This is a genomic window from Brevundimonas sp. NPDC055311 (assembly GCF_053645695.1).
In genome coordinates this window covers 301,146-323,180 of record NZ_JBSHMV010000003.1, presented here as the reverse complement: position 1 = coordinate 323,180, position 22,035 = coordinate 301,146, and the positions used below count along the sequence as shown (strand labels likewise).

Below are 22,035 nucleotides of genomic sequence, written 5' to 3'. Positions count from 1 at the left end.
GCTGACAGCCGGTCGGCGGTCAGCAGGCCAGAAGGGCCAGGGCCACGCGCGGGACGTCGCTGACCTCGAAGGCCTCGACGCGCCAGCCGGCGGCTTCGGCCAGGGCGCGCACGCGGGCCTCGTCGAACTTGCGCGAGTTCTCGGTGTGGATCGTCTCGCCCTGCGCCAGACGGAAGACCAGCTTGCCCAGCCGCACCGTCATGGGGCGCAGGGCCTCCAGATGCATCTCCATCCGCGCCTCGGCCTCGTTCCAGACAGCCCGGTGGGCGAAGGCGTCCAGGTCGAAGTCCGCGCCCAGGTCGCGATTGGCGCGGGTCAGGACATTCAGGTTGAAGCGCGCCGTCACGCCTTCGGCGTCGTCATAGGCGGCGATCAAGGTCGGGGCGTCCTTGATCAGGTCGACGCCCAGAATGAACAGGGCGTCCGGTCCCAGCATGTCGCGCGCGCCGCGCAGGAGCGCCTCGGCCGTCGTCGGCGAGAGATTGCCGATGGTCGAACCGGGAAAGAAGCCGACCCGCCGCCCCTGCCCCGCCTCGGCCGGCAGGACGCCCAGATGCTCGAAGTCGCCGACGATGGGCAGGACCTTCAGATCGGGATAGGCCTGCCTCAGGCGGGCGGCCGCCTCTTCCAGCGCCGTGGGGCTGATGTCGATGGGGACGTAGGCCGCCAGATCGGGGGCCGCGTCCAGCACGATGCGCGTCTTCTCGCTGGCGCCCGAGCCGAGTTCGACCAGCACGGCGTCGGCGCCGAAGCGTTCGGCCCAGCGCGGGGCGACCCGCCGCAGCAGCGCCGCCTCCTGCCGGGTCGGATAGTATTCCGGCAGGCGGGTGATGGCCTCGAACAGCTCCGACCCGCGCGCGTCATAGAACCATTTGGGCGGCAGGCTCTTGGGCGACGACGCCAGGCCCGCGACCAGGTCGCGGCGGAAGGCCTCATGCTCGTCATCGGTCTCGTCGCCTCGGGCCGCGTCGCCGGGATCGGACGCCAGGCGGACGCCCGCGAAGGCCCAGCGCTGATCAGGGTAGAAGAAGTTGCGATAGGTCGGCCGCGCGTGCCCCGGCGCCGTGGCGAAGGCGCCGCCGCGCAGCACCATCTGATTGGCCATGAACTTGCCGTTGTACTCGGCCGCCGTGCCCTCGGTCGGTCGAAAGCCGGGGTAAGGGCCGTAGGCGCCGGCGGTCCACTGCCACGCCTCATTGTCCAGGTTGGAGAAGGCGTCGGGACGGCTGCGGGCGGCGTGCTCCCATTCCGCCTCGGTGGGCAGACGCCGGCCCGACCACCGCGCGAAGGCGTCGGCCTCATAGAAGCTGACATGGCGCACCGGCGCGGCAGGATCCACCGGCCGCCGCCCCGCCAGGGTCATGACCGTCCAGCCCGCCCCTTCCTCTCGCCGCCAATAGAGCGGCGCGGTCCAGCCGCACGCCTGGACCGTCGCCCAGCCGTCGCTAAGCCACAGTTCGGGCCGGGCGTAGCCGCCGTCATTCATGAAGGCCAGCCAGTCGCCATTGGTCGTCAGGTCGGCGGCCAGAGCGAACGGCTCAAGCCAGACTCGGTGCGCAGGCCGTTCGTTGTCGAAGGCGAACCCCTCCTCCCCCGCGCCGGTCTCGACAAGGCCGCCCTCGAACGCCTGCCAGCCTCCGCGCGGCGGCTGGAGCGGCGCATGGCGAGGCTCCTCCTCATAGGCCGCCGGGTCCAGCGGCGAACGCGACATCAGATGCAGGAGGTCCATCAGGAAAAGCTCCTGATGCTGCTGCTCGTGGTTCAGGCCCAGTTCAAACAGATAGCGGCGCAGGGCGTCGAACGGCGCGGACGCATCGGCCAGGCGCGCCTCCATCCGACGGTCGACCTCGGCGCGATAGGCCATGACGTCGGCCAGCGAAGGCCGCGTCATCAGCCCCCGCTCGTCCCGACCGATCCGATCGCCCAGGGCCTCATAATAGGAGTTGAACACCCGCCGCAGCCGGGGGTCGATCGACTCATAGCCCGGCTGATCGAGCAGCATGGTTTCGAAGAACCAGCTCACATGGCCCAGGTGCCACTTGCCCGGACTGGCCTCGGCCATGGACTGGGCTTGCAGGTCCTCGGCCGAGAGGGACGCCGCCAGGGCAGGCAGCACGGCGCGCACCTGCCGATAACGCTCGAGATCCCCGGCGGCCTCCGCCGGTCTGCGCAGCATTCCGATCATGACGCCGTGTCCCCCTGGATGAATGTCGTCTGTCGCCACCTTCCTGAAATGCAGCCTGCGCAAAGGCGGTTCCGCCGGCGCGACGGCCGCCAGCCGGTCGGTTGAGAGGGGCGGCGCAACGGAACAGGCGTCGTCAACCGACGTTCTGATGGGGTTCCGGCGCCGACAGGGCGCAGGTCATTCAGGATCCCGCAGCATGCCCCAGATGCGCATGCCCGAGGGGCCGAACGCCATCGAGCCCCCGCCATCGACGCCCGATCCCGGCCGGTCGCCAGACCTGACGAACCCGGCCAATTGGCGCGCCATGCTGGCCTGCCAGATTCCGGCGTTGCGGGCCTTCGCCTTCTCCCTGGCGCGCAACCGGGCCGATGCGGATGACCTGGTGCAGGAGACGCTGGTCAAGGCGTGGACGCATCGGACGCGGTTCGAGGCCGGGACCAATCTCAGGGCCTGGCTGTTCACGATTCTGAGAAACAGCTGGTACACCGGCGCCGCCCGCCGACGCCGCGAAGTGGCCGATGAAGAAGGCCGCCACGCCGCCGGCCTGACCGCCGAGCCCAGCCAGGAATGGACGGCGGAGCTGACGGCGCTCCGAACGGCGCTCAACGCCCTGCCGCCCGAGCATCGCGAGGCGATCATCATGGTCGGCGCCGCCGGGCTTTCCTATCAGGAGGCGGCCGATATCGCCGGCTGCGCCGTGGGGACGGTCAAGAGCCGGGTCAACCGCGCGCGTCGCCGTCTGGCCCTGCTGCTGGCGCACGAGACGCCGCTCGACGGCGAAGAAAATAATGAGGACGACGACAGCTAGACCGAAGGAACACAGGCCCCGCCGAGGGGTTAAATTCCAGCCTTCAGGAGAGTCCGTCATGATGACTCCGCGACATCCCCCCGCCCCCGAGACCCCGCGCACGGGCAAGCGCGGTTTCATGGACTGGCTGTTCGGGCGCACGCCGCCGCCGCCCGACAAGGCCAGTTCGAACCTTTATCTGGGCGACATCGTGGACGGCGACTTCAGCTCGCCCTCGGCGCACCATCACCACCAGCGGCCGCCCAGCGACGAACTGTGAGGCGAGCGACAGCCTAGACGCGCGTTCGCGCGGCGTACTCCAGTCGGGCGATGGTGCGGTTGTGCACCTCGTCCGGGCCGTCGGCGATGCGCAGGGTCCGCACCATGGCGTAGAGTTCGGCCAGCGGCGTGTCGCCCGACACCCCGGCCCCGCCGAACGCCTGAATGGCGTCGTCGATGACCTTCAGCGCCATGCGCGGCGCGGCGACCTTGATCTGGGCGATCTCGGACTTGGCGCCCTTGGCCCCGACCTCGTCCATCATCCAGGCGGCCTTCAGCACCAGCAGACGGCACATCTCGATATTGGTGCGCGCCTCGGCCACCCGCTGCTCCCACACCGAATGCTCGGCGATGGTCTTGCGGAAGGCGGTGCGGCTGAGCAGGCGATCAACCATCAGCTCCAGCGCCTTTTCGGCCGCGCCGATGGTCCGCATGCAGTGGTGGATGCGGCCTGGCCCCAGGCGGCCCTGGGCGATCTCGAAGCCGCGCCCCTCGCCCGCGATCAGGTTCGAGGCGGGCACGCGGACGCTGTCCAGCACCACCTCGGCGTGGCCGATCGGCGCCTCGTCGTATCCGAACACCGACAGCATCCGCTCGACGCGGAAGCCGGGCGTGTCGACCGGGACGATGATCTGGCTCTGCTGCTGGTGGACGGCGGCGTCGGGATCGGTCTTGCCCATGACGATAGTCACGGCGACGTTCGGGTGCGCCATGTTGGTCGACCACCATTTGCGGCCGTTGATGACGTAATGGTCGCCGTCGCGCTCGATCCGGGTCTGGATGTTGGTGGCGTCGGACGAGGCGACCTCAGGCTCGGTCATCAGGAAGGCAGAGCGGATTTCTCCCGCCATCAGGGGCTTGAGCCACCGCTCCTGCTGGGCGGCGTCGCCGTACATGTGCAGGACTTCCATATTGCCGGTGTCGGGCGCGTTGCAGTTGAACGCCTCGGCCGACCACAGCGCCCGCCCCATCAGCTCGGCGATGGGGGCGTACTCCAGGTTCGACAGCCCCGCCCCGTGCTCGCCCGGCAGGAACATGTTCCAGAGGCCATCGGCCTTGGCCCTGGCCTTGAGGTCTTCCATCACCGGCGGCTGGCGCTTCGGATCGGCGCGGACCTGGGCGCGATACTCCGCCTCGCGCGGCAGGACCTCCGCCTCCATGAAACGGCGCACCCGCTCGCGCCAGTGCTCGCCCCGCTCGCTCAGCCGGAAATCCATCTACGCCTCTCCCTACATGAAAACGGCGCGGCCCCGTCGGAGCCGCGCCGTCGAACATCAAGCCTCAGCCCGCGCTCAGCCCTTGAGCAGCGGGGCCAGCTTCTGGGCGATCATCATGTCGCCCGCGATCTTCAGCTTGCCCTGCATGAAGGCCATCATCGGGTCCAGACGGCCCTCGGCCAGGGCGACGAAGTCGTCCCACTTGATCGAGACGGTGGCGTCGGCCGGCTTGTCGTCGTTGCTGACGGTGTTCGGAGCCGAAGCGCCGTCGATGAAGATCTTGCCGTCATCGCCGAAGTCCAGCTTCACGGTCTTGCCCAGACCCGAGTTTTCGCCGACGGCGGCGCGGATCTTGTCGGTGGCGAGGGCCAGATCGGCCATGTGCGTCTCTCCCGTTGAGAAGGTTGAGCCCCACGCCTAACCCGCGCGCCGGGCGGCGCCAAGATCACCCAAGGGAAGCCCTGACCCGGATATCCAATATCCTGCGGGTTCCATCACATATGGTCCAGCTTACATGAGTTTGCGTTTGTCTCGGTCAGGAAGGCCTAAAAGCGGCAGGCTTGCGTAACAAGGACTCGCCAATGACCCGCCTGCTCACTCCGGAGGAAGTTCGCCTGGACCAACTGTGGCGCGAGCATTTCGGCCAGCCCCTGCCCATGATCGGCGCGCCCGAGGTCGCCCGCCGCATCCTGCGCCAACACGGCGTCGCCGTACGCCGTCCCAGCGAAGCCAAGGCCGGCGGGCCCCAGCAAGGCCAAGGCTGACAACATCATCTTTTTGGATGGGAATTCTGGCGGAGACGGAGGGATTCGAACCCTCGGTACCCCTTACAGGGTACGACGATTTAGCAAACCGTTGCCTTCAGCCACTCGGCCACGTCTCCGGCAGGCCGCGTGGATAGCGAGTCGCGCGGCGCTTCGCAATGCGGAACTGACACCCTTTGTGTTAACCCGGCATAAGAGTGGCATGTGACACGGGGTTCGCACCCCATTCTGGTCGATTTCGGGAAAAAGACTTGGCTATCACCCCTGCTGACACACTGGGCTCCGCAGCCGAAGGCGCGCGCGCGAATCGCGCAGCCTTGGTCGAAGCGCGTGCGCCGGCGGCGGAGACCGGGCGCGCCGGCCGGGCTCGGCGGGGGCCGCTGCGTCCGGACGTATGGCTGAACACCCGCCAGCGCGCAGCGGCGCGGCGGCGCGTGTTCTATTTCCGCGGCGTCGACATCGTCGCCTCCTCCTTCCTGTGCCTTGTGGCCATTGGCCGCATGAACCCCGGCGGCCTGATGCAGGTCACCTTGATCGAGGCCCTGCCCATTCTGGTCGGCTGCCTGCTGACCCTGGGCCTAGCGCGCTCGCTGGGACTGTATCGATTTGACCGCACGCGAGCCCCGGCGCGCCACTTGGCCGGCGTCGCGACCGTCGCGGGCGTCGGCGGCGCGGCCGCCGGCCTCCTGGGCCTCGCCCTGCTGGGCGGTGAAGCGCCGCTGGCGGAGTACGGCTGGTGGGCGATCGCCTCGGCGGTGCTGCTGACCGGTCTGCACACCATCTGGCGCATGCTGGTGGCCCAGTGGAGAAGCCGCGGCGACCTGACCCCCAATGTCGTCGTGGTCGGCGCCACGCGTCACGCAGAGGCCCTGATCCGCGAGGCGCTGGATCGTCGCGACCTGAATATCCTGGGCGTCTTCGATGATCGCCTGGCCCGCACGCCCGACGCCCTGGCGGGGGTTCCGGTGCTGGGCGGGACCGACGCCCTGATGGAGCACCGGCTGACGCCCTATATCGACCGCGTCATCCTGGCCATCGATCCCAAGGCCGAAGCGCGGGTCCGCGCCCTGACGCATCGGCTGGAGGCCCTGCCCATCCCCCTGACCATGCTGGTCGACCCCAGGGGCGCGGCCCAGCGGAACGAGGCGCTGGAGAAGCTGGCCTCGGCCTCCCTCCCCCTGCTGGGCGGCGCGGTGGACGGCGAACGTCGCGCCTTCAACAAGCGCATCCTCGACATCATCCTGTCGGCCCTGGCCCTGGTCGTGCTCAGCCCCGCGCTGTTCCTGATCGGTCTGGCCGTGCGGATGGACAGCAAGGGTCCGGCCCTGTTCCGCCAGCGCCGCCACGGCTTCAACCAGGAAGAGATCGTGGTGTGGAAGTTCCGCACCATGCGTCAGGAAGTCTCCGACGCCACCGCCAGCCGTCAGGTCACGGCGGGCGACGACCGGGTGACGCGTCTGGGCAAGTTCCTGCGCGCCACCAGCCTGGACGAACTGCCCCAACTGGTGAACGTGCTGCGCGGCGAGATGTCCCTGGTCGGGCCGCGCCCGCACGCCATCGGCATGAAGACCGGCGACGCCGAGTCGGCGCGTCTGGTCGCCGAATACGCCCACCGCCACCGCATCAAGCCCGGCATGACCGGCTGGGCCGCCATCAAGGGCTCGCGCGGGCCGCTGCATACGGCGGATGAAGTGCGTCGCCGGGTTCAGCTCGACATCGAATATATCGAGCGCCAGTCCTTCTGGCTGGACCTTTGGATCATCGCCGTGACCGTTCCCGTGCTGCTGGGCGACCGGATGGCCGTGCGCTGATGTTCTGGCGGGGGGTGTTCGGCTACCTGCCGGCCAATATCGTGCAGGGCGTGGTCGGGTTTCTGACCATCATCATCTTCACGCGCCTGCTGTCGCCCGAGGATTTCGGGCGCTACGCCCTGGCCTATTCGGTGCTGACGCTGGCCCATGTGGCGACGTTCAGCTGGCTGGAAGCCTCCATGGCGCGTTTCTGGGCGGCCCAGTCCGATGAAGCCCAGATGGCCGGGCATTTCGCCAGCCTGTACCGCGCCGCCTTCCTGATCACCGCCGTCTTCACGCCTGTCGCCGGGTTGGCCGTCTGGCTGTGGCCCATGCCGGAGAACTTCCGCCTGCCGCTGGCCGTGGCGCTGGCGGGGATTCCCGTGCGCTGCTTCCTGAAGCTGGCGCAGGAGCGGTTCCGTGCCGCGGGCGAAGTGAGTCCCGCCGCCGCCATCGACATCTGGAGCGCGGTCGCGGGCCTGGCCTTCGGCGTCGGTCTGGCCCTGCTGGGCCTGGGGGCCGAGGCGCCGCTGGCGGGGATGCTGCTGGCGCCGCTGGCCGCCCTGCCCTTCGTCCTGCCCGCCGAACTGCGCGAGGCCCGGCGCGGGCGGCTGGATCGCGAGCGTTTGAAGGCCTACGCCGTCTACGGCTATCCCATCGCCGTGGGCCTGGGCCTGACCGTGGTGCTGGCCTCGACCGATCGATTCCTGCTGGCCCTGTTCATGAACGAGGCGGCGGTCGGCGCCTATCACGCGGCCTACAGCATCGCCAATCGGACGCTGGACGTCATGTTCGTCTGGCTGGGCGCGGCGGGCGCTCCGGCTCTGGTCATGGCGCTGGAACGCGGCGGACGTGAGGATCTGCAAACCGCCGCGCGCGAGCAGGCCTCGACCCTGGTGCTGATCGGCCTGCCCGCCGCCGTGGGCGTGGCTCTGGTGGCGCGGCCGCTGGCCGAGTTCATGATCGGCGAAGACCTGCGCACGGTCGCCGCCTCGGTCACGCCGTGGGTGGCGCTGGGCGCCTTCCTGTCGGGCATGACGACCTATTATTTCGGGCAGGCCTTCACCCTGGGCCGCCGCACGGGCTGGCTGTTGCTGGCCATGAGCATTCCGGCGGGCAGCAACATCGTCCTGAACGTCCTGCTGATCCCGCGCTTCGGCGTCATGGGCGCAGCCTGGGCGACGGCGATCAGCTTTGCGCTGGGTCTGGCCGCCTCCATGACCATCGGGCGGCGCATCCTGCCCCTGCCCGTGCCGTGGAACGCGCTGGCGCGCTGCGGTTTGGCCGCCGCCGTCATGGCGGGCGTCGTGATGATGCTGCCGGCCATCGGCGGGTTCGCCGAACTGATGCTGGACGCCGGCGTGGGCGTGATCGTCTACGGCGTGGTCGCCTACGCCCTGAACGCGGCCGGGGTGCGCGACCTGAGCGTGCGGCTGAAAGCCTTCCTGCGCGCACGGAGGCAGGCGGCATGAGTGAGGCTCTTCACCACGACAGTCCTGCGTGGCGTGAGGCTCAGCCCATCCTGTCGGTGCTGATCCCCTTCCTGCGCGACGATCCGACCGACCTGTTGCAACGGCTCGACGCCGAGACGACGACGCTGGCGGGACAGGCCGAACTGGTCGTGCTGGACGACGGCACCAAGGACGCCGCACTGACCGCCCGCCTGAGCGCCCTGATCGACCACATGGCCCTGCCCGTGCGCCTGATCTCGCTCGACGCCAATCAGGGCCGTTCGGAAGGCCGCAACCGTCTGGCGCAGGCCGCGCGGGGCCAGACCTTCCTGTTTCTGGACAGCGACATGAGGCCCGACCATCCGGGCTTCCTGAAGACGTGGGTCGATCTGGCGCGCGACGTGCGTCCGGCTGTGGCCTTCGGCGGCTTCTCCCTGTTGCAGGCGCCGCAGGATGCGCGTTTCGCCGTCCATCGCCACATGGCGGCCCGGTCGGACTGCATCCCCGCCGCCCAGCGCGCCGAACAACCCGAGAAATACGTCTTCACCTCCAACCTGCTGGTGCGCCGCGACGTCTTCGATACGGAGACCTTCGATTCCGGCTTCAGCGGCTGGGGCTGGGAGGACGTCGAGTGGGCCATGCGCGTCTCGCGTCGGTTCGAGGTGGTGCATCTGGACAATCCCGCCACCCACATGGGTCTGGACACGGTCGAGGCCCTGGCCGCCAAATACGAACAGTCGGCCCCGAACTTCGCACGCGTCGTGGCCCGCCACCCCGACTTCGTGTCCGTCTATCCCAGCTATCGCGTCGCCAAGGCGTTGAAGGCCGTGCCGGGGCTGAAGCTGCTGCGTCCGCTGATCAAGGCCGCCGCTTGCGCGCCTGTCCTGCCGACCGGCTTGCGGGCGTTCGCCCTGCGGCTGTATCGCGCGGCCCTCTATGCGGAGGCGATATGAGCGCGCCTGACGTCGCCGTCGTCATCCCCACCATGCGCCGCCTGGACAGCCTGACGCGCGCCCTGCGCTCGATCTTCGCCCAGCAAGACGTGGCGACGCGCCTGCGCGAGATCGTCGTCGTCGACAACGACCCCGAAGCCAGTTCGCGTGAAACGGTCGAGGCCCTGCGGCCTGAAGCGTCCGCCCCGCTCATCTGGATCCATGCGCCGCGTCCCGGCGTCGCCACCGCGCGCAACACGGGACTGGCCGCCACATCGGCGCCCCTGATCGCCTTCCTCGATGATGACGAGGCCGCCTCGACCGACTGGCTGGCCGCCCTGTTGAGCGCCCAAGCGGCGACCGGCGCTGACGCCGTCTTCGGCCCCATCCGCGGACGCGTGCCCGAAGAGACCGGCTGGACCACGCCCTATCTGGAACGCTTCTTCGGCCGTCAGGGACCGGATCGCGACGGCGTGCTGAACCACCCCCACGGTTGCGGCAACTCCCTGCTGGTGCGGGCCACAGCCCTGCCCGGCGACCAGCCTTTCCACGTCGGATCGGATCAGATCGGCGGCGAGGACGACGTGCTGTTCGCCGCCCTTGAGGCGCGCGGCGGCCGCTTCGGCTGGGCCGCCGACGCCTGGGTGGACGAGTTCGCCCCGCCGCATCGCGCCACCCTGCGCTACGCCCTGACGCGCGCCTTCGCCTATGGTCAGGGACCGAGCCAGACCGCCGCCGAGGCGAAGAACTGGTCCGGCGTGGCGCGCTGGATGGTCGTCGGCGCGGCGCAGACGGCGGTCTGGGGCGCGGCGACGCTGGCCCTCAGCCTGATCCGCCACCCCAGGCGCGCCGACATGGCCGACCGCACGGCGCGGGGGCTGGGCAAGCTGTTCTGGATGAAGGGCTTCGAACCGCAGTTCTACGGTCAACGCGAGCTGGACCGACTGCAACGCGCGGCGGGACGGACCTAACGCGCCCTAGCCGATGAACCGCTTGAGCAAGGCGGGCGGCTTCCACTTGGCCCGGTTCATCACCACCCCGGCGATGCGGCCGCCCTGGGCGTCGATCTCGTCGCGCAGGGCGACGGGTCCGGCGGCGTCGGTCGTCTCCGCCGCGACCACCAGGACGGTGGCGTCGGCCAGCGGCGCCAGGGTCAGGATCATGTCGCTGCGGTCGGCCGCCGGGGCGTCGATGACGATGGTGTCGGCGTGGGCGCGCAGGCGCGTCCAGTAGCGCGGATCATTGACCGCCTCGGCCCGCTGGCCCGCGCGCAGGACCTCATTGTGAAAACGCGTGACGTAGAGACGGCCGCCCAGGCAGGCCTTGGCCGTCATCAGCCGCCCCGGCGCCACGGCGCGCCCGTCGCGACCGCGCATCGGCGGCGCCACCGTGAAGAAGGCCGAGCCGTCCGGAGAGGCCTGGACCGCAGGTCCCAGCCGCCCGAAGCGATCGGGCTGCGCCTCCACCTGCTCCATCTGCGCCTGTTGCGTCAGATCGCCGTCCACCAGCCAGGCCGGGCGACGGCCGCGCACGGCCGCCATGCGGGCGAATTCGCGCGCCACGGTCGAGACGCCCTCGCCCGTCTGGGCGGCGGCGAACAGGATCACGCGGCCGCGATGAGCCGGCGCTGGCCCCAGCGCCGCCCACAGTCCCGCCATTTCCGTCGTCAGATCGACCATGCGAATCGTTACGTGCGCCCTTCGTCCCAGCCTAGCACGCGCAGGGCTCAGGCGCTCTTGGCGGGCGCCACGGCCAGGACCGGCGCCTGCAGCGTGCGGCTGAGCGTGGCCGGCATGACGAAGCCCCGGCGCAGGAAGACCCGCAGCAGGCCCACGCACAGGGCCGTGAACCCGGCGAAAGCCAGGACTGCGATCATCAGGGGGAAACGCAGGCTCTTGCCCTTCGACGGCGGCTGGGCGCGTTCGATGACGGTGACGTTGTCGGCGCCCGCCTTGACCAGTTCGTTGTCGGCGCGGCTCTGGGTCTCGCGCTGCTGGAACTCGCGGATCGAGGCGGTCAGCACCTCCCGGTTTCCGGCCAGGGTCGAGTTGCGCGACTCCAGCTCGGTCAGTCGCGTCTGACGCGCGCGCAGATCGCCCAGCTGGCGGTCCAGAACCGCCAGGCGGGCGGCCAGGGAGTCCCGTTCGGCCTGGGCGTTGATGCGGGTGGTCTCCAGCTCGACCCAGACGGGGTTGGGGCCGGTGCGGACCTCCTTGGCCCCGACAGCCGTGCCGGAGCCGACATAGGCCTGAAGCTGGGCGATCTTGGACTCGATCTCGCGCACCGGCTGGGCGTCGGGCTGATAGCGGGCCAGCAGGCTCTCGCGCTCGGTGCGCAGCTGCAGGATCAGGTCCTGGGCCGAAACGTTCAGGTCCTGGTACAGGGCCACCTCGGCCGGCGTGCGCGCCAACTGGGCTGCAAGGGTCGCCAGACGCTGCGAGGCCTGCTGCAACTGGGCCTGAACGCTCATCCGCTCGGTGAAGACGGACTGATAGCTGTTGGCGACCGTGGACTTGGCCGTGGCGAAATCGCCGATGGCGTTGGTGCGCAGGAACTCTTCATAGGCGCGATCCGCGTCGGCCAGCTCCTGCTCGAACGTCTGGCGCTGGGTGCGGATGGCCGAGGTCGCGCGATCCTGGAAGACCTCGCGTCGATAGGTCAGATACTGGTCGATCACCGTGTTCAGCACCCGCGCCGACTTGGCCGGATCACCGCTCTTGTAGCTCAGGCCCACGACCGGGCTGAGCGGCGTGACCTCGACGCCGAGCCCCGCAGCCACCGAACGGATGGCCGCCGCTTCCTGACGCGCCGGGCTCTCGGTCGAAGGGACCCCGCCCTGAAAGCTCTCGACGCCCAGGGCGCGCACCACGCGGCGCTTGACCTCCAGACTGTTGAGGATGGCGGCCTCGGACTGGGCCACTTCGCTGGCCGAAGGCGGCATGGCGCGCTCGCCCATGCCCACGCGCGGCTGATAGACGTATTCCTGTCCCACCCCGACGAACAGGCTGGCGCCGGCCGTGTAGGTCTTCTTCATCGTCATGACGAACGCCGCGCCGAGAGCGGCGATCACTAGGAAGATCACGATCATCAGCACCAGCTCGCGGAACAGCAGGGCCACGACGTCGACGACGCCGTAACGGGGACGGGCTGCTGCGAGGGAGGAACGCATAAAAGGCGAATTTCTCGGTCGATGACTGTTGTACGCCACACTGAGGGCCACGCGTTAACCACGCGTTACCTATAAGCCGTCAGCTTGACAGAAGACGACATTTCTCCGCCTGGACCGTCCCCGACCATGAATTTCGATCGCCGCCTCATCCTCATGGCGCTGGCCGCCGGCCTGGCCGGCTGCGCCGGCGGCGCCGGGTCGGGCGGCGGACGGCCGCGTCCGACGGCGGTCGACGATTTCCCGCCCGGCCTGCCCTTCGCCGACTGGACCGAGGTCGAACCCGAATACCGCCTCTATCCTGGCGATGACATCGAGGTCGCCCTGCCGACCGCGTCGGAGCTGACCCGCCAGTTGAAGATCGGCCCGGATGGCCGGGTGTCCCTGCCCCTGCTGGGCCACGTCACGGCGGCGGATCGCAGCCTGTCCGAACTGGAGGCCGACATCTCCATGGCCTACGCCCCTCACCTGCTGCGGCCCGAGGTCGAGGTGACCCTGCGCCAGGCCGGTCCGCTGAAGGTCTGGGTCGACGGCGAGGTGCGCAATCCGGGCGTGTTCGACATGCCGGGCGACATCGACGCCTATCAGGCCGTCATCATGGCCGGCGGCGTCCTGCCGTCGTCCAGAGCCTCGCGCTGCGCCCTGATCCGCCGCGGACCGGGCGATGTCCGCATGATGAAGGCGATCGACCTGAGCGCGCCGCGCGCCGAGATCCTGCCGCTGCGACGCGGCGACATCATCTTCGTGCCGCGCTCGACCCTAGGCGAACTGGCCGCCTTCTTCACCCAGGTCCGCGCCGCCCTGCCGATCGGCTTCTCCTACGCCATCAACGGCGGCTACGCCTCGACCTGACGCGCGTCAGAAACGCCGGTGCGATGGGCGGGTTGCGGTGAGGGCTAAGGGCGGCTTTCGACCCAAAGGGGCTGAGACGGGAAGGCTCCGTTAATCGAGAAGCAGAGCCATCGGAACTTCGACAAGACTGATCGACCCACCGCTTTGGGAAACGAGCCGCCCTTCCCTACCGTCAATGGTGAGCACGGCCCCCTCATACATAACATCGAGCAGACGATTGTAGGTGACGGGGTGATCGCTTGGGCACCTACGCCGGTGCCCCTCTGCGTTATCCTGGAGACTCTTTTCGGTCATCTGGTCCGCACCTTGACCGTTTGGCGACCCGCCGCTGAGGAGGGCTTGGCGATCCTTGTCAAAATAGCCCGCGTCGAAACACTCACTGTCGATGCGATACCTATCAGGCGTCTCGTCCCCATCAGTCGAATAAAACGTCATGCGAAACGATGGTCGAACTGGGAGGTCGTTCACTGCGACAACCTCACCTTCAAAGGTCTTTCGCCAACCGCCCTCGCGATGTGGTTCTGCGGAAGAGCATGCTGTCAGTAGGACTAGAAGGACGGCTAACGGCACCATCCTCATCTTCACGCTCCCTCATGCCTGTCGGCACATTCGATTGATCGGCCCAAATGACATTGTTTGGCCCCATATGCCAATGTCCGCTCTCCATACCCTAAGCGAACTTCGGTTGACGACCTATTGCGGTCGCACGGCTAGCGACAGTGTCCCGTTGATGAAGCGTCCAGACCTAGAGCGAATCTTTGCCCTCGCACTTTTCGGCGCGAGCACCCTATCAGTCTCGGGCTGTTTCATCGGCCCTGATGACGAGTGGGCCACTCGTGCTCAGGTGGTTGAGGCAGCCGAGAGGTGTGGGCTTCTGCAGTTTCAGCCCCAGCCGGTCGGAAATGCATGGGCTGCCCATGTTCCCGAGAGCATTTCGGAACATAAAATCAAAGAAGACTGCATTTACCAGCAGTTAGCCCAGCGCCGTTTGCTCGCCACCCGATGATCACTTCCACCCTTGGCGGATACTCGCGGGCGTCTGCTCTTGGTAATGCTAGTCGAAAGGCCGCGCCTCGGCGGATTAAGTATAGAACTCATCCAGGCCCCGGGGGCTTAGAGCGTGGTCGGGGCGAGAGGATTCGAACCTCCGACCCTCTGGTCCCAAACCAGATGCGCTACCAGGCTGCGCCACACCCCGGACCGACGGAGCGTCCTCATGACACGACGGAGCCGCCTCCGCAACGGATGAGACGGCCTATTGTCGCTCAGGGATGAAAGAAGGGGTGTTTAACCTGATCGCCGGGCCTGGCGCCGATCTCGTCGGCGCGGCCAGCCCGCAATTCCAGCACCCCATTGGCCGCCCCGTTCGAGGGAATCGGCGTGTCGGAGTTGGGCGTCGCGTGCCTGGCGATCGAGACGATTCGCCCGCGCGGGTCGATGTAGAGGATGTCCAGCGAACTGGGCGTGTTGCGCATCCAGAAGCTCTGCTCCGCCGCCACGGGGAACTGGAACAGCATCCCTCGGTCGTCGGGCAGAGGCGGTCGGAACATCAGGCCGCGCTGGCGCTTCGCGTCGTCGTCGGCGATCTCGACCATGAATTCGTGCTCGCCCGAGGTCGTGACGATCGTCAGCGGCTCCAGCGGGCGGCCGGTCGCATCCAGAGGCGCCTTCTGGGCGCAGGCCGCCGTCGCGGCGGCCGCAGAGAGGGCCAAGGCCAAAAGGATGCGCCGGTTCACCATGTCTTCGTCCTCTAGCGGACGAAAGTCATCCGCCCGCTCTGATATCCGCCACGACCAGGCCCTTGGGCCCCTGGGCGAAGCGCACGTTCACCGGATCGCCCGGCAGGAGATCGTCAAGGCCGCAGCGTCGCAGCGTCTCGACGTGGACGAAGATATCGCCCGCCTCACCCTCGCGCACCACGAATCCATAGCCCTTGGTGCGATTGAACCATTTGACGACCGCCGCTTCCAGCGGGCCGTCAGGCAGGCCTTCCGGACGGGCGTGAGCCGAACTGCGGACGGGATCGCGACGAACCGGCGCTGCGGTCGCCTCCAGTTCGAGAATGTTGACGACCTGCCAGCCCTTGGAGCGTTTGGCGCATTCGCAGACGATGGCCGCGCCCTCGCCCGCCAACTCATGGCCCGCATCCCGCAGGCTGGTGACGTGCAGCAGCACGTCGCGTTCCTCGGTCAATTCCGGCTGGTCCGGCACGATGAAGCCATACCCCTTGCCGGCATCGAACCATTTGACCTTTCCGACGACCTTTACGGTCTCGATAGGCTCCATCACGTCACAACTCGCCACCTTGAACCCCCGCCCGCAACAATCGGGTCAGCTACACTAACACGGTTCTTTGAACTCGAACATACAAGTTGCCCCTTTTACGCCACATTGTCGACAACCAAATGTCGCGCACGCGAAAAGACCGCGCGAAGTCGCTCGGTGAAAGAAATAACGATGACGGGAGAAGACGTTATTCGCCCCGCGTGGCAGTCCCTAGGGGAGTCGAACCCCTCTTTTCAGGTTGAAAACCTGACGTCCTAACCGATAGACGAAGGGACCGCTGCGCGGAGGAGCGGCCTGATAGCCGTCCCTTTTCGGCGATGCAAGAGGGCGTCTCGCGCTTTTTCAAAAAAACGACGAATGCCTGCCTTCAAGCGTGGATCGAGAATGCAGCACGGCCGATCCGCGCAGGCTATCGCCGCCGCAAATGCATTCGAATTTTCTGGGAGGAAAACTCCGCGTGGCAGTCCCTAGGGGAATCGAACCCCTCTTTCCAGGTTGAAAACCTGGCGTCCTAACCGATAGACGAAGGGACCGCTGCGCGGAGGACCGTGTAGATAGCCGCCGATTCCGCTTATGGCAAGCGCGCCGACGCGGATTTGTGCGACTTTTTCAAAGACCTGCGTCGTTTCGCAGCCAAGCCTGACAGCCCTCAGGCCATACGCGGATCGGCGACATCCTCGATCTCGAACTGGACGCCGCGACGGCCGTTCCAGTCATCGGCCTTCAGGCGCCCGACCAGGTTCAGACCGCCCTGTCCCGCCAGCAGCGCCTTGCCCGTCGGCAGGTCGGCGCAGCGCCAGGCGATGGCCCGCACCGAAGCGCCGTCCGGACCGACCAGACGGCACCGCACATGGCCGCCGTTCATGGCGACCGGCTCGCGCGCCTGCACCCCTTCCAGCGCAAACAGAGGCTCGGGGTTGGCGGGGCCGTAGGGCGCCAGTTGCTCGAAAGCCTCGAAGAGGTCGCGGGTGGCGGCGCGCGGGTCGATCAGGGCGTCGACCTCGACCCAGTCCTGGGCCACGGCCTCGACGCGCTCGGCCGACAGGCGGTCGTTGAGGAAGGCGCGCAGCTCGTCGATGCGGTCGGCCGCCACCGTCAGCCCCGCCGCCATGGCGTGGCCGCCGCCCGCGATCAGCAGGCCCTCGTTCCAGGCCGCCTGCACCGCCCGTCCCAGGTTCATGCCCGGCTGCGAGCGGCCCGAGCCCTTGCCCACGCCGTTGACGGCGTCGACGCCGATGACGATGACCGGCTTTCTCCAGCGTTCGCGCAGGCGCCCGGCGACGATGCCGACGACGCCGGGGTGCCAGTCCTCGCCCGAGACGACCACGGCGGCGCTGTCGTCGGCGTGGGCGCCGGTCGCCTCGACGCGGCGGACGGCCTGTTCGGTCACCTCTGCCTCGACCTCGCGCCGGGCGAGGTTCAGGGCGTCCAGCTCCTGGGCCAGCAACCTCGCCTCGTCGGCGTCATCGGTGGACAGCAGGCGCGCGCCCAGATCCGACTTGCCGATCCGCCCTCCCGCATTGATGCGCGGGCCGAGGATGAAGCCCGCATGGTTGGTCTTGGCCGGTCCCGGCTCGGCGCCCGCCGCCGCCAGCAGGGCGCGCAGGCCCGGATTGCGCCAGTGCGACATCACCCCCAGCCCCAGACTGGTCAGGGCGCGGTTGAAGCCCGTCAGGCCCGTCACGTCGCAGATGGCGCCCATGGCGGCCAGGTCCAGCCACTGACGGATGTCGGGCTCGGCCTTGCCCTCGAACAGGCCGCGCCCGCGCGCCTCGCGGTTCAGGGCGGCCAGCAGGACGAAGACCACGCCCGCCGCCGCCAGATTGCCCTGACCCGAGCCGCAGCCCGGCCGGTTCGGATTGACCACGGCGAGGCAGGCGGGCGGCTCCTCTCGCATCATGTGGTGGTCGATGACCACGACCTTCAGGCCGATGGCCGCCGCATGGGCCACCGCCTCATTGGCGGCCGCCCCGCAGTCGACGGTGATGACCAGATCGGCGCCGCGCGCCTTCAGCGTATCGAAGGCGCGCGCGCTGGGGCCGTAGCCTTCGGTCAGGCGGTCGGGGACATAGATGGGAAGGTCCGCCCCCAGCGCCCGGAACCAGCGCACCAGCAGGGCCGCGCTGGAGGCTCCATCCACGTCGTAGTCGGCGAAGACGTGAACGCTGGCCTGCGCCTGCAAGGCGTCGACGATGGCGGCGGCGGCGGCGTCCATGTCCATGAAGCTGGACGGATCGGGGAACAGCGCCTTCAGCGTCGGCTTCAGGAAGTCGGCGCCCTGCTCGCCCGCCACCTTGCGCGCCGCCAGCGCCCGCGCCAGCGGTTCGTCCAGCCCCAGCGTCTGCATATGGGCGCGGATCGTCGTCGCCTCGGCCGGCCGCTGTCGCCAGGCCCGCCCGGACAGCGAGCGGCTGACGCCCAGGAAGGCGGGCGAAGCGGCGCCGTCCGCCATCAGGACGCTCGACGGGCGAAAGGAAGGGCGATGCAGGCGTGACGGGCCATGACGGACCTTTTTGGACAGTTCGGGCGACGACTTTCGCCGCCGTGCAGGATCGCGAGATTCGCACCACGACGCGACGTTCGCGCGGCTCGCACCCTAGGGGTGGGCTACGCCTGTCGCGGTCATGGGCCTCAAGGCCGCGGGCGGTCGATCGGCGGCGGCGCCTTGGCGCGCCGGCGCAATTCCTCGGCGTAGGCCTCGACCTCTTCGGCGGTGCGCAGGGTCTGGGGCGACATCTGGCTGGCGTCGATACGACGGTTGATCGATTCCACGAAGGCGGCCGGGTCGCTGTCCAACGTCCAGTCGATGCGCGCCATCTCGGCGGTCAGGGCGGTGTTGCGGCTTTCCAGACGCCCGACCTCGGCGGCGATCTCGGCCGGAGCCGGCAAGGGCGTGCTGGTGCGCGGAAAATCGGCCCAGCGCGGATACTGGCGATTCTCGTCCACCAGCTTCTGGATGCGGGGCGCCAGAGGCGACGTCGGGTCGGTTTTGGGCTCGAAGGCGCTGACGCAGCCGCCCAGCGCAACGGCAGAACTCAAGGCCATGCCCCAAGCCGCCGTCCATCCCGTCTTTTTCAGCAGAAGCGCGTTCATTTCCGTCACTGACATATGCCATCATCGCGTCGGGAGGAAGGCGTGCGAACTCGCGCGTCCCCATCGGAGGTTCGCCATGGCCAAGCGCCCGACCAAGGCCCCGTCCCAGAAGACGACGCCGGCCGACGCGCCCGCGCCGCGCAAGGCCGGGCGCCCGACCTCGGCCAAGCCCCGCGTAAAAAAGGCCGCCCCGGCGGAAAAGCCGCAACCGGCCTCCGCCGCGGAACCGGCGGCGACCGCCGAAGCCCCTTCCTCCGCGCCCGACTTCATGGCCTTCAGCGCCGACCAGCGTCAGCAGCTGGAGACCTTGTCGCTGAACCTGGCCAAGGCGGCGATGATGGCCCAGACGGCGGTGGCCGAGGCGGCCCTGTCGCAGGCAGACCGCCCCGCCGCCCTGTCGCCCGATCCGTTCAACGTGGCCCCGGCCATGTCCTCGATCATGACCAGCCTGGCCGCCCGGCCCGAAAAGCTGTTTCAGGCTCAGGCCGACCTGTTCGGCCGCTATATGGAGCTGTGGTCGACCACCACGCGCCGCGCCATGGGCGAGACGGTCGACAACCCCGCCCCGGCCGACAAGCGGTTCCGCGACCCCGCCTGGTCCGAAAACCCCATGTTCGACATGATGCGCCAGTCCTATCTGGCCACCTCGGACTGGATGAACAGCCTGGTCTCAAGCGTCGAGGACGTGGACCCGCGCGTGAAACGCCGGGCCGAGTTCTTCACCCGCCTGCTGACCGACGCCTTTTCGCCCGCCAACTTCTTGGCGTCGAACCCCGTGGCGCTGAAGGCCCTGGCCGAGACCAGCGGCGAATCCCTGGTGCGCGGGATGCAGAACTTCGCCGCCGATCTGGAGCGCGGCGCCGGGTCGCTGAAGATCAGCCAGGCCGACTACGGCCGCTTCGTCCTGGGCGAGAACGTCGCCACGGCGCCGGGTCAGGTCGTCTGGCGCGACGAGCTGTTCGAGCTGATCCAGTACGACGCCGCAACGGATCAGCAGCACGCCGTCCCGCTGCTGATCTTCCCGCCGTGGATCAACAAATTCTACATCATGGACCTGCAGCCGGCGAACTCCCTGATCCGCTGGCTGAGCGCCCAGGGCTTCACCGTCTTCGTCTGCTCATGGGTCAACCCGGACCGCGACAAGGCGGAGTTCGGCCTCGACGACTATATGAAGAAGGGCGTCTATCGCGCCGTCGAGAAGACGCTGGAGCAGACCGGCCAGAAACATCTGAACGCCGTCGGCTACTGCATCGGCGGCACCATGCTGGGCGCCACCCTGGCACACATGGCGGCCAAGGGGGACGACCGCGTCGCCTCGGCCACCTTCTTCGCCGCCCAGCACGACTTCGCCGAGGCGGGCGACCTGCTGCTGTTCACCGACGAGCACTGGCTGGCCGAGATCGAGCGGCTGATGGACGAGGCGGGCGGCGTCCTGCCCGGCACGGCCATGGCCGACACCTTCAACGCCCTTCGCGCCAATGACCTGATCTGGTCCTTTTTCGTGTCCAACTATCTGATGGGCAAGGCGCCGCCCGCCTTCGACCTGCTGGCGTGGAACGCTGATCAGACGCGGATGCCCAAGCGGCTGCACCTGCAATACCTGCGCCTGATGTATGGCCGGAACGCCCTGGCCGGGGGCGAGCTGGAGATCGACGGCGAGCGTATCGATCTGTCGAAGGTCCGCATCCCCCTCTATTTCCAGGCCAGCCGCGAGGACCACATCGCGCCGATGAACTCCGTCTATCGTTCGGCGCGACTGTTCGGCGGGCCGGTGACCTATACGCTGGCCGGATCGGGCCATATCGCCGGGGTCATCAACCCGCCCTCGGCCGAGAAGTATCAGCACTGGATCAACGCCGCCCTTCCCGAAACGCTTCAGGAGTGGCAAGCGGGGGCGGAACAGCATCCCGGCAGCTGGTGGCCGCACTGGGCCGACTGGCTACACGCCCGGTCCGGCGCGCAGATGCCGGCGCGTGATCCCAAGGTCGGGCCGCTGAAGCCTATCGAACCGGCGCCCGGCGCCTATGTGAAAGTGAAGTCTTGAAGCGTATCGAGCCCAACCTGCTGCTGGCCCTGACCACGGCCATTCCGCTGATCCTGCTGATCGCCACGGCGACCCTGTTCGGCGCACCGGGTCAGTTGCTGAAGTATGTGGTCATCGCCGTGATCGTTCCGGCCGTCTTCGTGCCGCTGAACGGCGTGATGGCCCGGCGAATGAGCCTGCAGCGGCCGCCGATGATCCATCCTGACGCCGCCTCCACCGCCGTCTGGGCCAGCCTGTTTCCCGCGCTGATCATCCTGGCGGCGGGCGTTCCCTTGGTCTTCCCCGGCCACGACTACGGCCTGCTGATCATCATCGCCGCCATCTTCTTCGCCCTGACGGTGGAGTCCGCGATCAAGGCCCGCCGAGTCTGATGATTCGATGCGCCCTGCCGGCCGCTATCGCGGCGACCCTGGTCTGCGTCGGCGCGGTCAGGGCCCAGGAGCGGCCGATCGACGCCGACAAGATCATACTGGTCGGGGACTCGACGACCTCGGTCGGCAGCGGCTGGGGCGGCGCCTTCTGTGACCGGCACGTCCTGTCGTCCCTGGCCTGCGTCAACCTGGGGCGTCAGGGCCGCAGCACCTCGACCTATCGCGCGGAAGGTTCATGGGATCTGGCCCTAAACGAAATGGCGACGCCCGGCTATGGCGCGGTCTGGGTGCTGATCCAGTTCGGCCATAACGATCAGCCGGGCAAGCGCAGCTCCACCAAGCTGGCGACCGAGTTTCCCGCCAACCTCAGGGCCTATGTCGCCGAAGCCAGGGCGCGCGGCGCGCGGCCCGTGCTGGTGACGCCCCTGACGCGCCGATCCTTCAGCAACGGCCGCCTGCAGGACACGCTTGAGCCCTGGGCCGAGGCCGTGCGCCGCGTGGCGCGCGAGACCGGCGCGCCCTTGATCGACCTGCACGCCGCCAGCGGCGACCTGGTCCAGAGCATGGGCGCGCTTGAAGCCGCTCGCATGGCGCCCGGCGCGCCTCCGCCCGACTTCCTGTCCGAGCTTCAGGCCGGAAACTCGCCCGCCGCGCCGCCCGCCGTGGCGACGACGGCAGGCCCCTACGGCCGTCACGCCGAGGACTTCGACTACACCCATCTGGGCCCCGAGGGCGCGCAGCTCATCGCCGCCCTGGTCGCGCGCGACCTGATCGCCGCAGCCCCCGAGCTGGCGCCCCGCCTGGCGCCCTGAACCCCG

At 68.6% G+C, this 22,035-nt stretch carries 20 protein-coding genes and 4 tRNA genes; 11 read left to right on the top strand and 13 right to left on the bottom strand.

Annotated elements, in window-relative coordinates:
• Positions 1–19: 19 nt before the first annotated feature.
• A complete protein-coding gene (gene egtB, locus ACWIDZ_RS12715) occupies positions 20–2,176 on the bottom strand; it encodes an ergothioneine biosynthesis protein EgtB (protein ID WP_453989385.1) in 2,157 nt (718 codons plus the stop codon).
• A gap of 205 nt (positions 2,177–2,381) precedes the next feature.
• Between egtB and ACWIDZ_RS12710 the strand changes: the two genes are divergently transcribed.
• Both ACWIDZ_RS12710 and ACWIDZ_RS12705 read left to right on the top strand, forming a co-directional pair.
• Positions 2,382–2,993 carry a sigma-70 family RNA polymerase sigma factor gene (locus ACWIDZ_RS12710; protein ID WP_312217780.1) on the top strand — a complete coding sequence of 204 codons (612 nt, stop codon included), beginning with the start codon at positions 2,382–2,384 and terminating at the stop codon, positions 2,991–2,993.
• A 58-nt stretch (positions 2,994–3,051) separates the two neighbouring features.
• Entirely contained in the window at positions 3,052–3,252 is a 201-nt protein-coding gene (locus tag ACWIDZ_RS12705; protein ID WP_291781908.1) for a hypothetical protein, read from the top strand.
• Between the two features lie 13 nt (positions 3,253–3,265).
• On the opposite strand, the gene ACWIDZ_RS12700 is transcribed toward ACWIDZ_RS12705, so the two are convergent.
• Positions 3,266–4,468: an acyl-CoA dehydrogenase family protein gene (locus ACWIDZ_RS12700; protein WP_453989384.1), complete on the bottom strand. Its 1,203-nt coding sequence runs from the start codon at positions 4,466–4,468 to the stop codon at positions 3,266–3,268.
• Between the two features lie 75 nt (positions 4,469–4,543).
• Positions 4,544–4,849, bottom strand: coding sequence for an SCP2 sterol-binding domain-containing protein (locus ACWIDZ_RS12695; RefSeq protein ID WP_024354161.1), 306 nt, complete (start codon positions 4,847–4,849; stop codon positions 4,544–4,546).
• A gap of 200 nt (positions 4,850–5,049) precedes the next feature.
• Between ACWIDZ_RS12695 and ACWIDZ_RS12690 the strand changes: the two genes are divergently transcribed.
• A complete protein-coding gene (locus tag ACWIDZ_RS12690; RefSeq protein WP_291781900.1) occupies positions 5,050–5,232 on the top strand; it encodes a hypothetical protein in 183 nt (60 codons plus the stop codon).
• Between the two features lie 27 nt (positions 5,233–5,259).
• Here ACWIDZ_RS12690 and ACWIDZ_RS12685 read toward each other — a convergent pair.
• Positions 5,260–5,351 (bottom strand) — tRNA-Ser (locus ACWIDZ_RS12685).
• A 198-nt stretch (positions 5,352–5,549) separates the two neighbouring features.
• Between ACWIDZ_RS12685 and ACWIDZ_RS12680 the strand changes: the two genes are divergently transcribed.
• Genes ACWIDZ_RS12680 through ACWIDZ_RS12665 form a run of 4 tightly spaced genes read left to right on the top strand, consistent with a single transcriptional unit; the run spans position 5,550 to position 10,376 of the window.
• Complete coding sequence (locus ACWIDZ_RS12680) at positions 5,550–7,043, top strand: exopolysaccharide biosynthesis polyprenyl glycosylphosphotransferase (protein WP_453989383.1); 1,494 nt, start codon at positions 5,550–5,552, stop codon at positions 7,041–7,043.
• Positions 7,043–8,494: a lipopolysaccharide biosynthesis protein gene (locus tag ACWIDZ_RS12675; RefSeq protein ID WP_453989381.1), complete on the top strand. Its 1,452-nt coding sequence runs from the start codon at positions 7,043–7,045 to the stop codon at positions 8,492–8,494. The genes ACWIDZ_RS12680 and ACWIDZ_RS12675 overlap by 1 nt, the downstream gene beginning before the upstream one ends.
• A complete protein-coding gene (locus ACWIDZ_RS12670) occupies positions 8,491–9,426 on the top strand; it encodes a glycosyltransferase family 2 protein (RefSeq protein WP_291781890.1) in 936 nt (311 codons plus the stop codon). Before ACWIDZ_RS12675 ends, ACWIDZ_RS12670 begins: the two co-directional genes overlap by 4 nt.
• Complete coding sequence (locus ACWIDZ_RS12665; RefSeq protein ID WP_453989379.1) at positions 9,423–10,376, top strand: glycosyltransferase family 2 protein; 954 nt, start codon at positions 9,423–9,425, stop codon at positions 10,374–10,376. Before ACWIDZ_RS12670 ends, ACWIDZ_RS12665 begins: the two co-directional genes overlap by 4 nt.
• Positions 10,377–10,382: 6 nt before the next feature.
• Here the strand turns inward: ACWIDZ_RS12665 and ACWIDZ_RS12660 are convergent, their stop codons facing one another.
• Together ACWIDZ_RS12660 and ACWIDZ_RS12655 are read right to left on the bottom strand one after the other, a co-directional pair.
• Entirely contained in the window at positions 10,383–11,084 is a 702-nt protein-coding gene (locus tag ACWIDZ_RS12660) for a P-loop NTPase family protein (RefSeq protein ID WP_346487600.1), read from the bottom strand.
• Between the two features lie 47 nt (positions 11,085–11,131).
• Positions 11,132–12,574, bottom strand: a complete 1,443-nt coding sequence (locus ACWIDZ_RS12655) for a GumC family protein (protein WP_453989378.1) — start codon at positions 12,572–12,574, stop codon at positions 11,132–11,134.
• A gap of 126 nt (positions 12,575–12,700) precedes the next feature.
• On the opposite strand from ACWIDZ_RS12655, the gene ACWIDZ_RS12650 reads away from it, so the two are divergent.
• A complete protein-coding gene (locus tag ACWIDZ_RS12650; protein WP_291781880.1) occupies positions 12,701–13,423 on the top strand; it encodes a polysaccharide biosynthesis/export family protein in 723 nt (240 codons plus the stop codon).
• A 1,121-nt stretch (positions 13,424–14,544) separates the two neighbouring features.
• Here ACWIDZ_RS12650 and ACWIDZ_RS12645 read toward each other — a convergent pair.
• From ACWIDZ_RS12645 to ACWIDZ_RS12615, 7 genes are all read right to left on the bottom strand, one after another.
• Positions 14,545–14,621 (bottom strand) — tRNA-Pro (locus ACWIDZ_RS12645).
• Positions 14,622–14,688: 67 nt separating this feature from the next.
• The gene (locus ACWIDZ_RS12640; RefSeq protein WP_312218670.1) at positions 14,689–15,162 is read right to left on the bottom strand and encodes a DUF192 domain-containing protein; all 474 of its coding nucleotides are present in this window, start codon (positions 15,160–15,162) and stop codon (positions 14,689–14,691) included.
• A gap of 25 nt (positions 15,163–15,187) precedes the next feature.
• Positions 15,188–15,709 (bottom strand): cold-shock protein, encoded by a 522-nt coding sequence (locus ACWIDZ_RS12635; RefSeq protein ID WP_343829464.1) that lies wholly within the window; start codon positions 15,707–15,709, stop codon positions 15,188–15,190.
• 201 nt (positions 15,710–15,910) lie between these two features.
• Positions 15,911–15,985, bottom strand: a tRNA-Glu gene (locus ACWIDZ_RS12630).
• A 182-nt stretch (positions 15,986–16,167) separates the two neighbouring features.
• A tRNA-Glu gene (locus tag ACWIDZ_RS12625) sits at positions 16,168–16,242 on the bottom strand.
• A 116-nt stretch (positions 16,243–16,358) separates the two neighbouring features.
• Positions 16,359–18,161 (bottom strand): single-stranded-DNA-specific exonuclease RecJ, encoded by a 1,803-nt coding sequence (gene recJ, locus ACWIDZ_RS12620; protein ID WP_453989377.1) that lies wholly within the window; start codon positions 18,159–18,161, stop codon positions 16,359–16,361.
• A 179-nt stretch (positions 18,162–18,340) separates the two neighbouring features.
• On the bottom strand, positions 18,341–18,754 hold the full coding sequence (locus ACWIDZ_RS12615; RefSeq protein ID WP_454077660.1) for a hypothetical protein: 414 nt from the start codon (positions 18,752–18,754) through the stop codon (positions 18,341–18,343).
• Positions 18,755–18,878: 124 nt separating this feature from the next.
• Here ACWIDZ_RS12615 and phaC point away from each other — a divergent pair, with 124 nt between their 5' ends.
• The 3 genes from phaC to ACWIDZ_RS12600 are packed head-to-tail and all read left to right on the top strand — an operon-like array spanning position 18,879 to position 22,029.
• Positions 18,879–20,846, top strand: coding sequence for a class I poly(R)-hydroxyalkanoic acid synthase (gene phaC / locus ACWIDZ_RS12610; protein WP_453989375.1), 1,968 nt, complete (start codon positions 18,879–18,881; stop codon positions 20,844–20,846).
• Positions 20,843–21,217 (top strand): hypothetical protein, encoded by a 375-nt coding sequence (locus ACWIDZ_RS12605; RefSeq protein WP_452111235.1) that lies wholly within the window; start codon positions 20,843–20,845, stop codon positions 21,215–21,217. Before phaC ends, ACWIDZ_RS12605 begins: the two co-directional genes overlap by 4 nt.
• On the top strand, positions 21,217–22,029 hold the full coding sequence (locus ACWIDZ_RS12600; RefSeq protein WP_453989374.1) for a rhamnogalacturonan acetylesterase: 813 nt from the start codon (positions 21,217–21,219) through the stop codon (positions 22,027–22,029). Before ACWIDZ_RS12605 ends, ACWIDZ_RS12600 begins: the two co-directional genes overlap by 1 nt.
• Positions 22,030–22,035 lie beyond the last annotated feature (6 nt).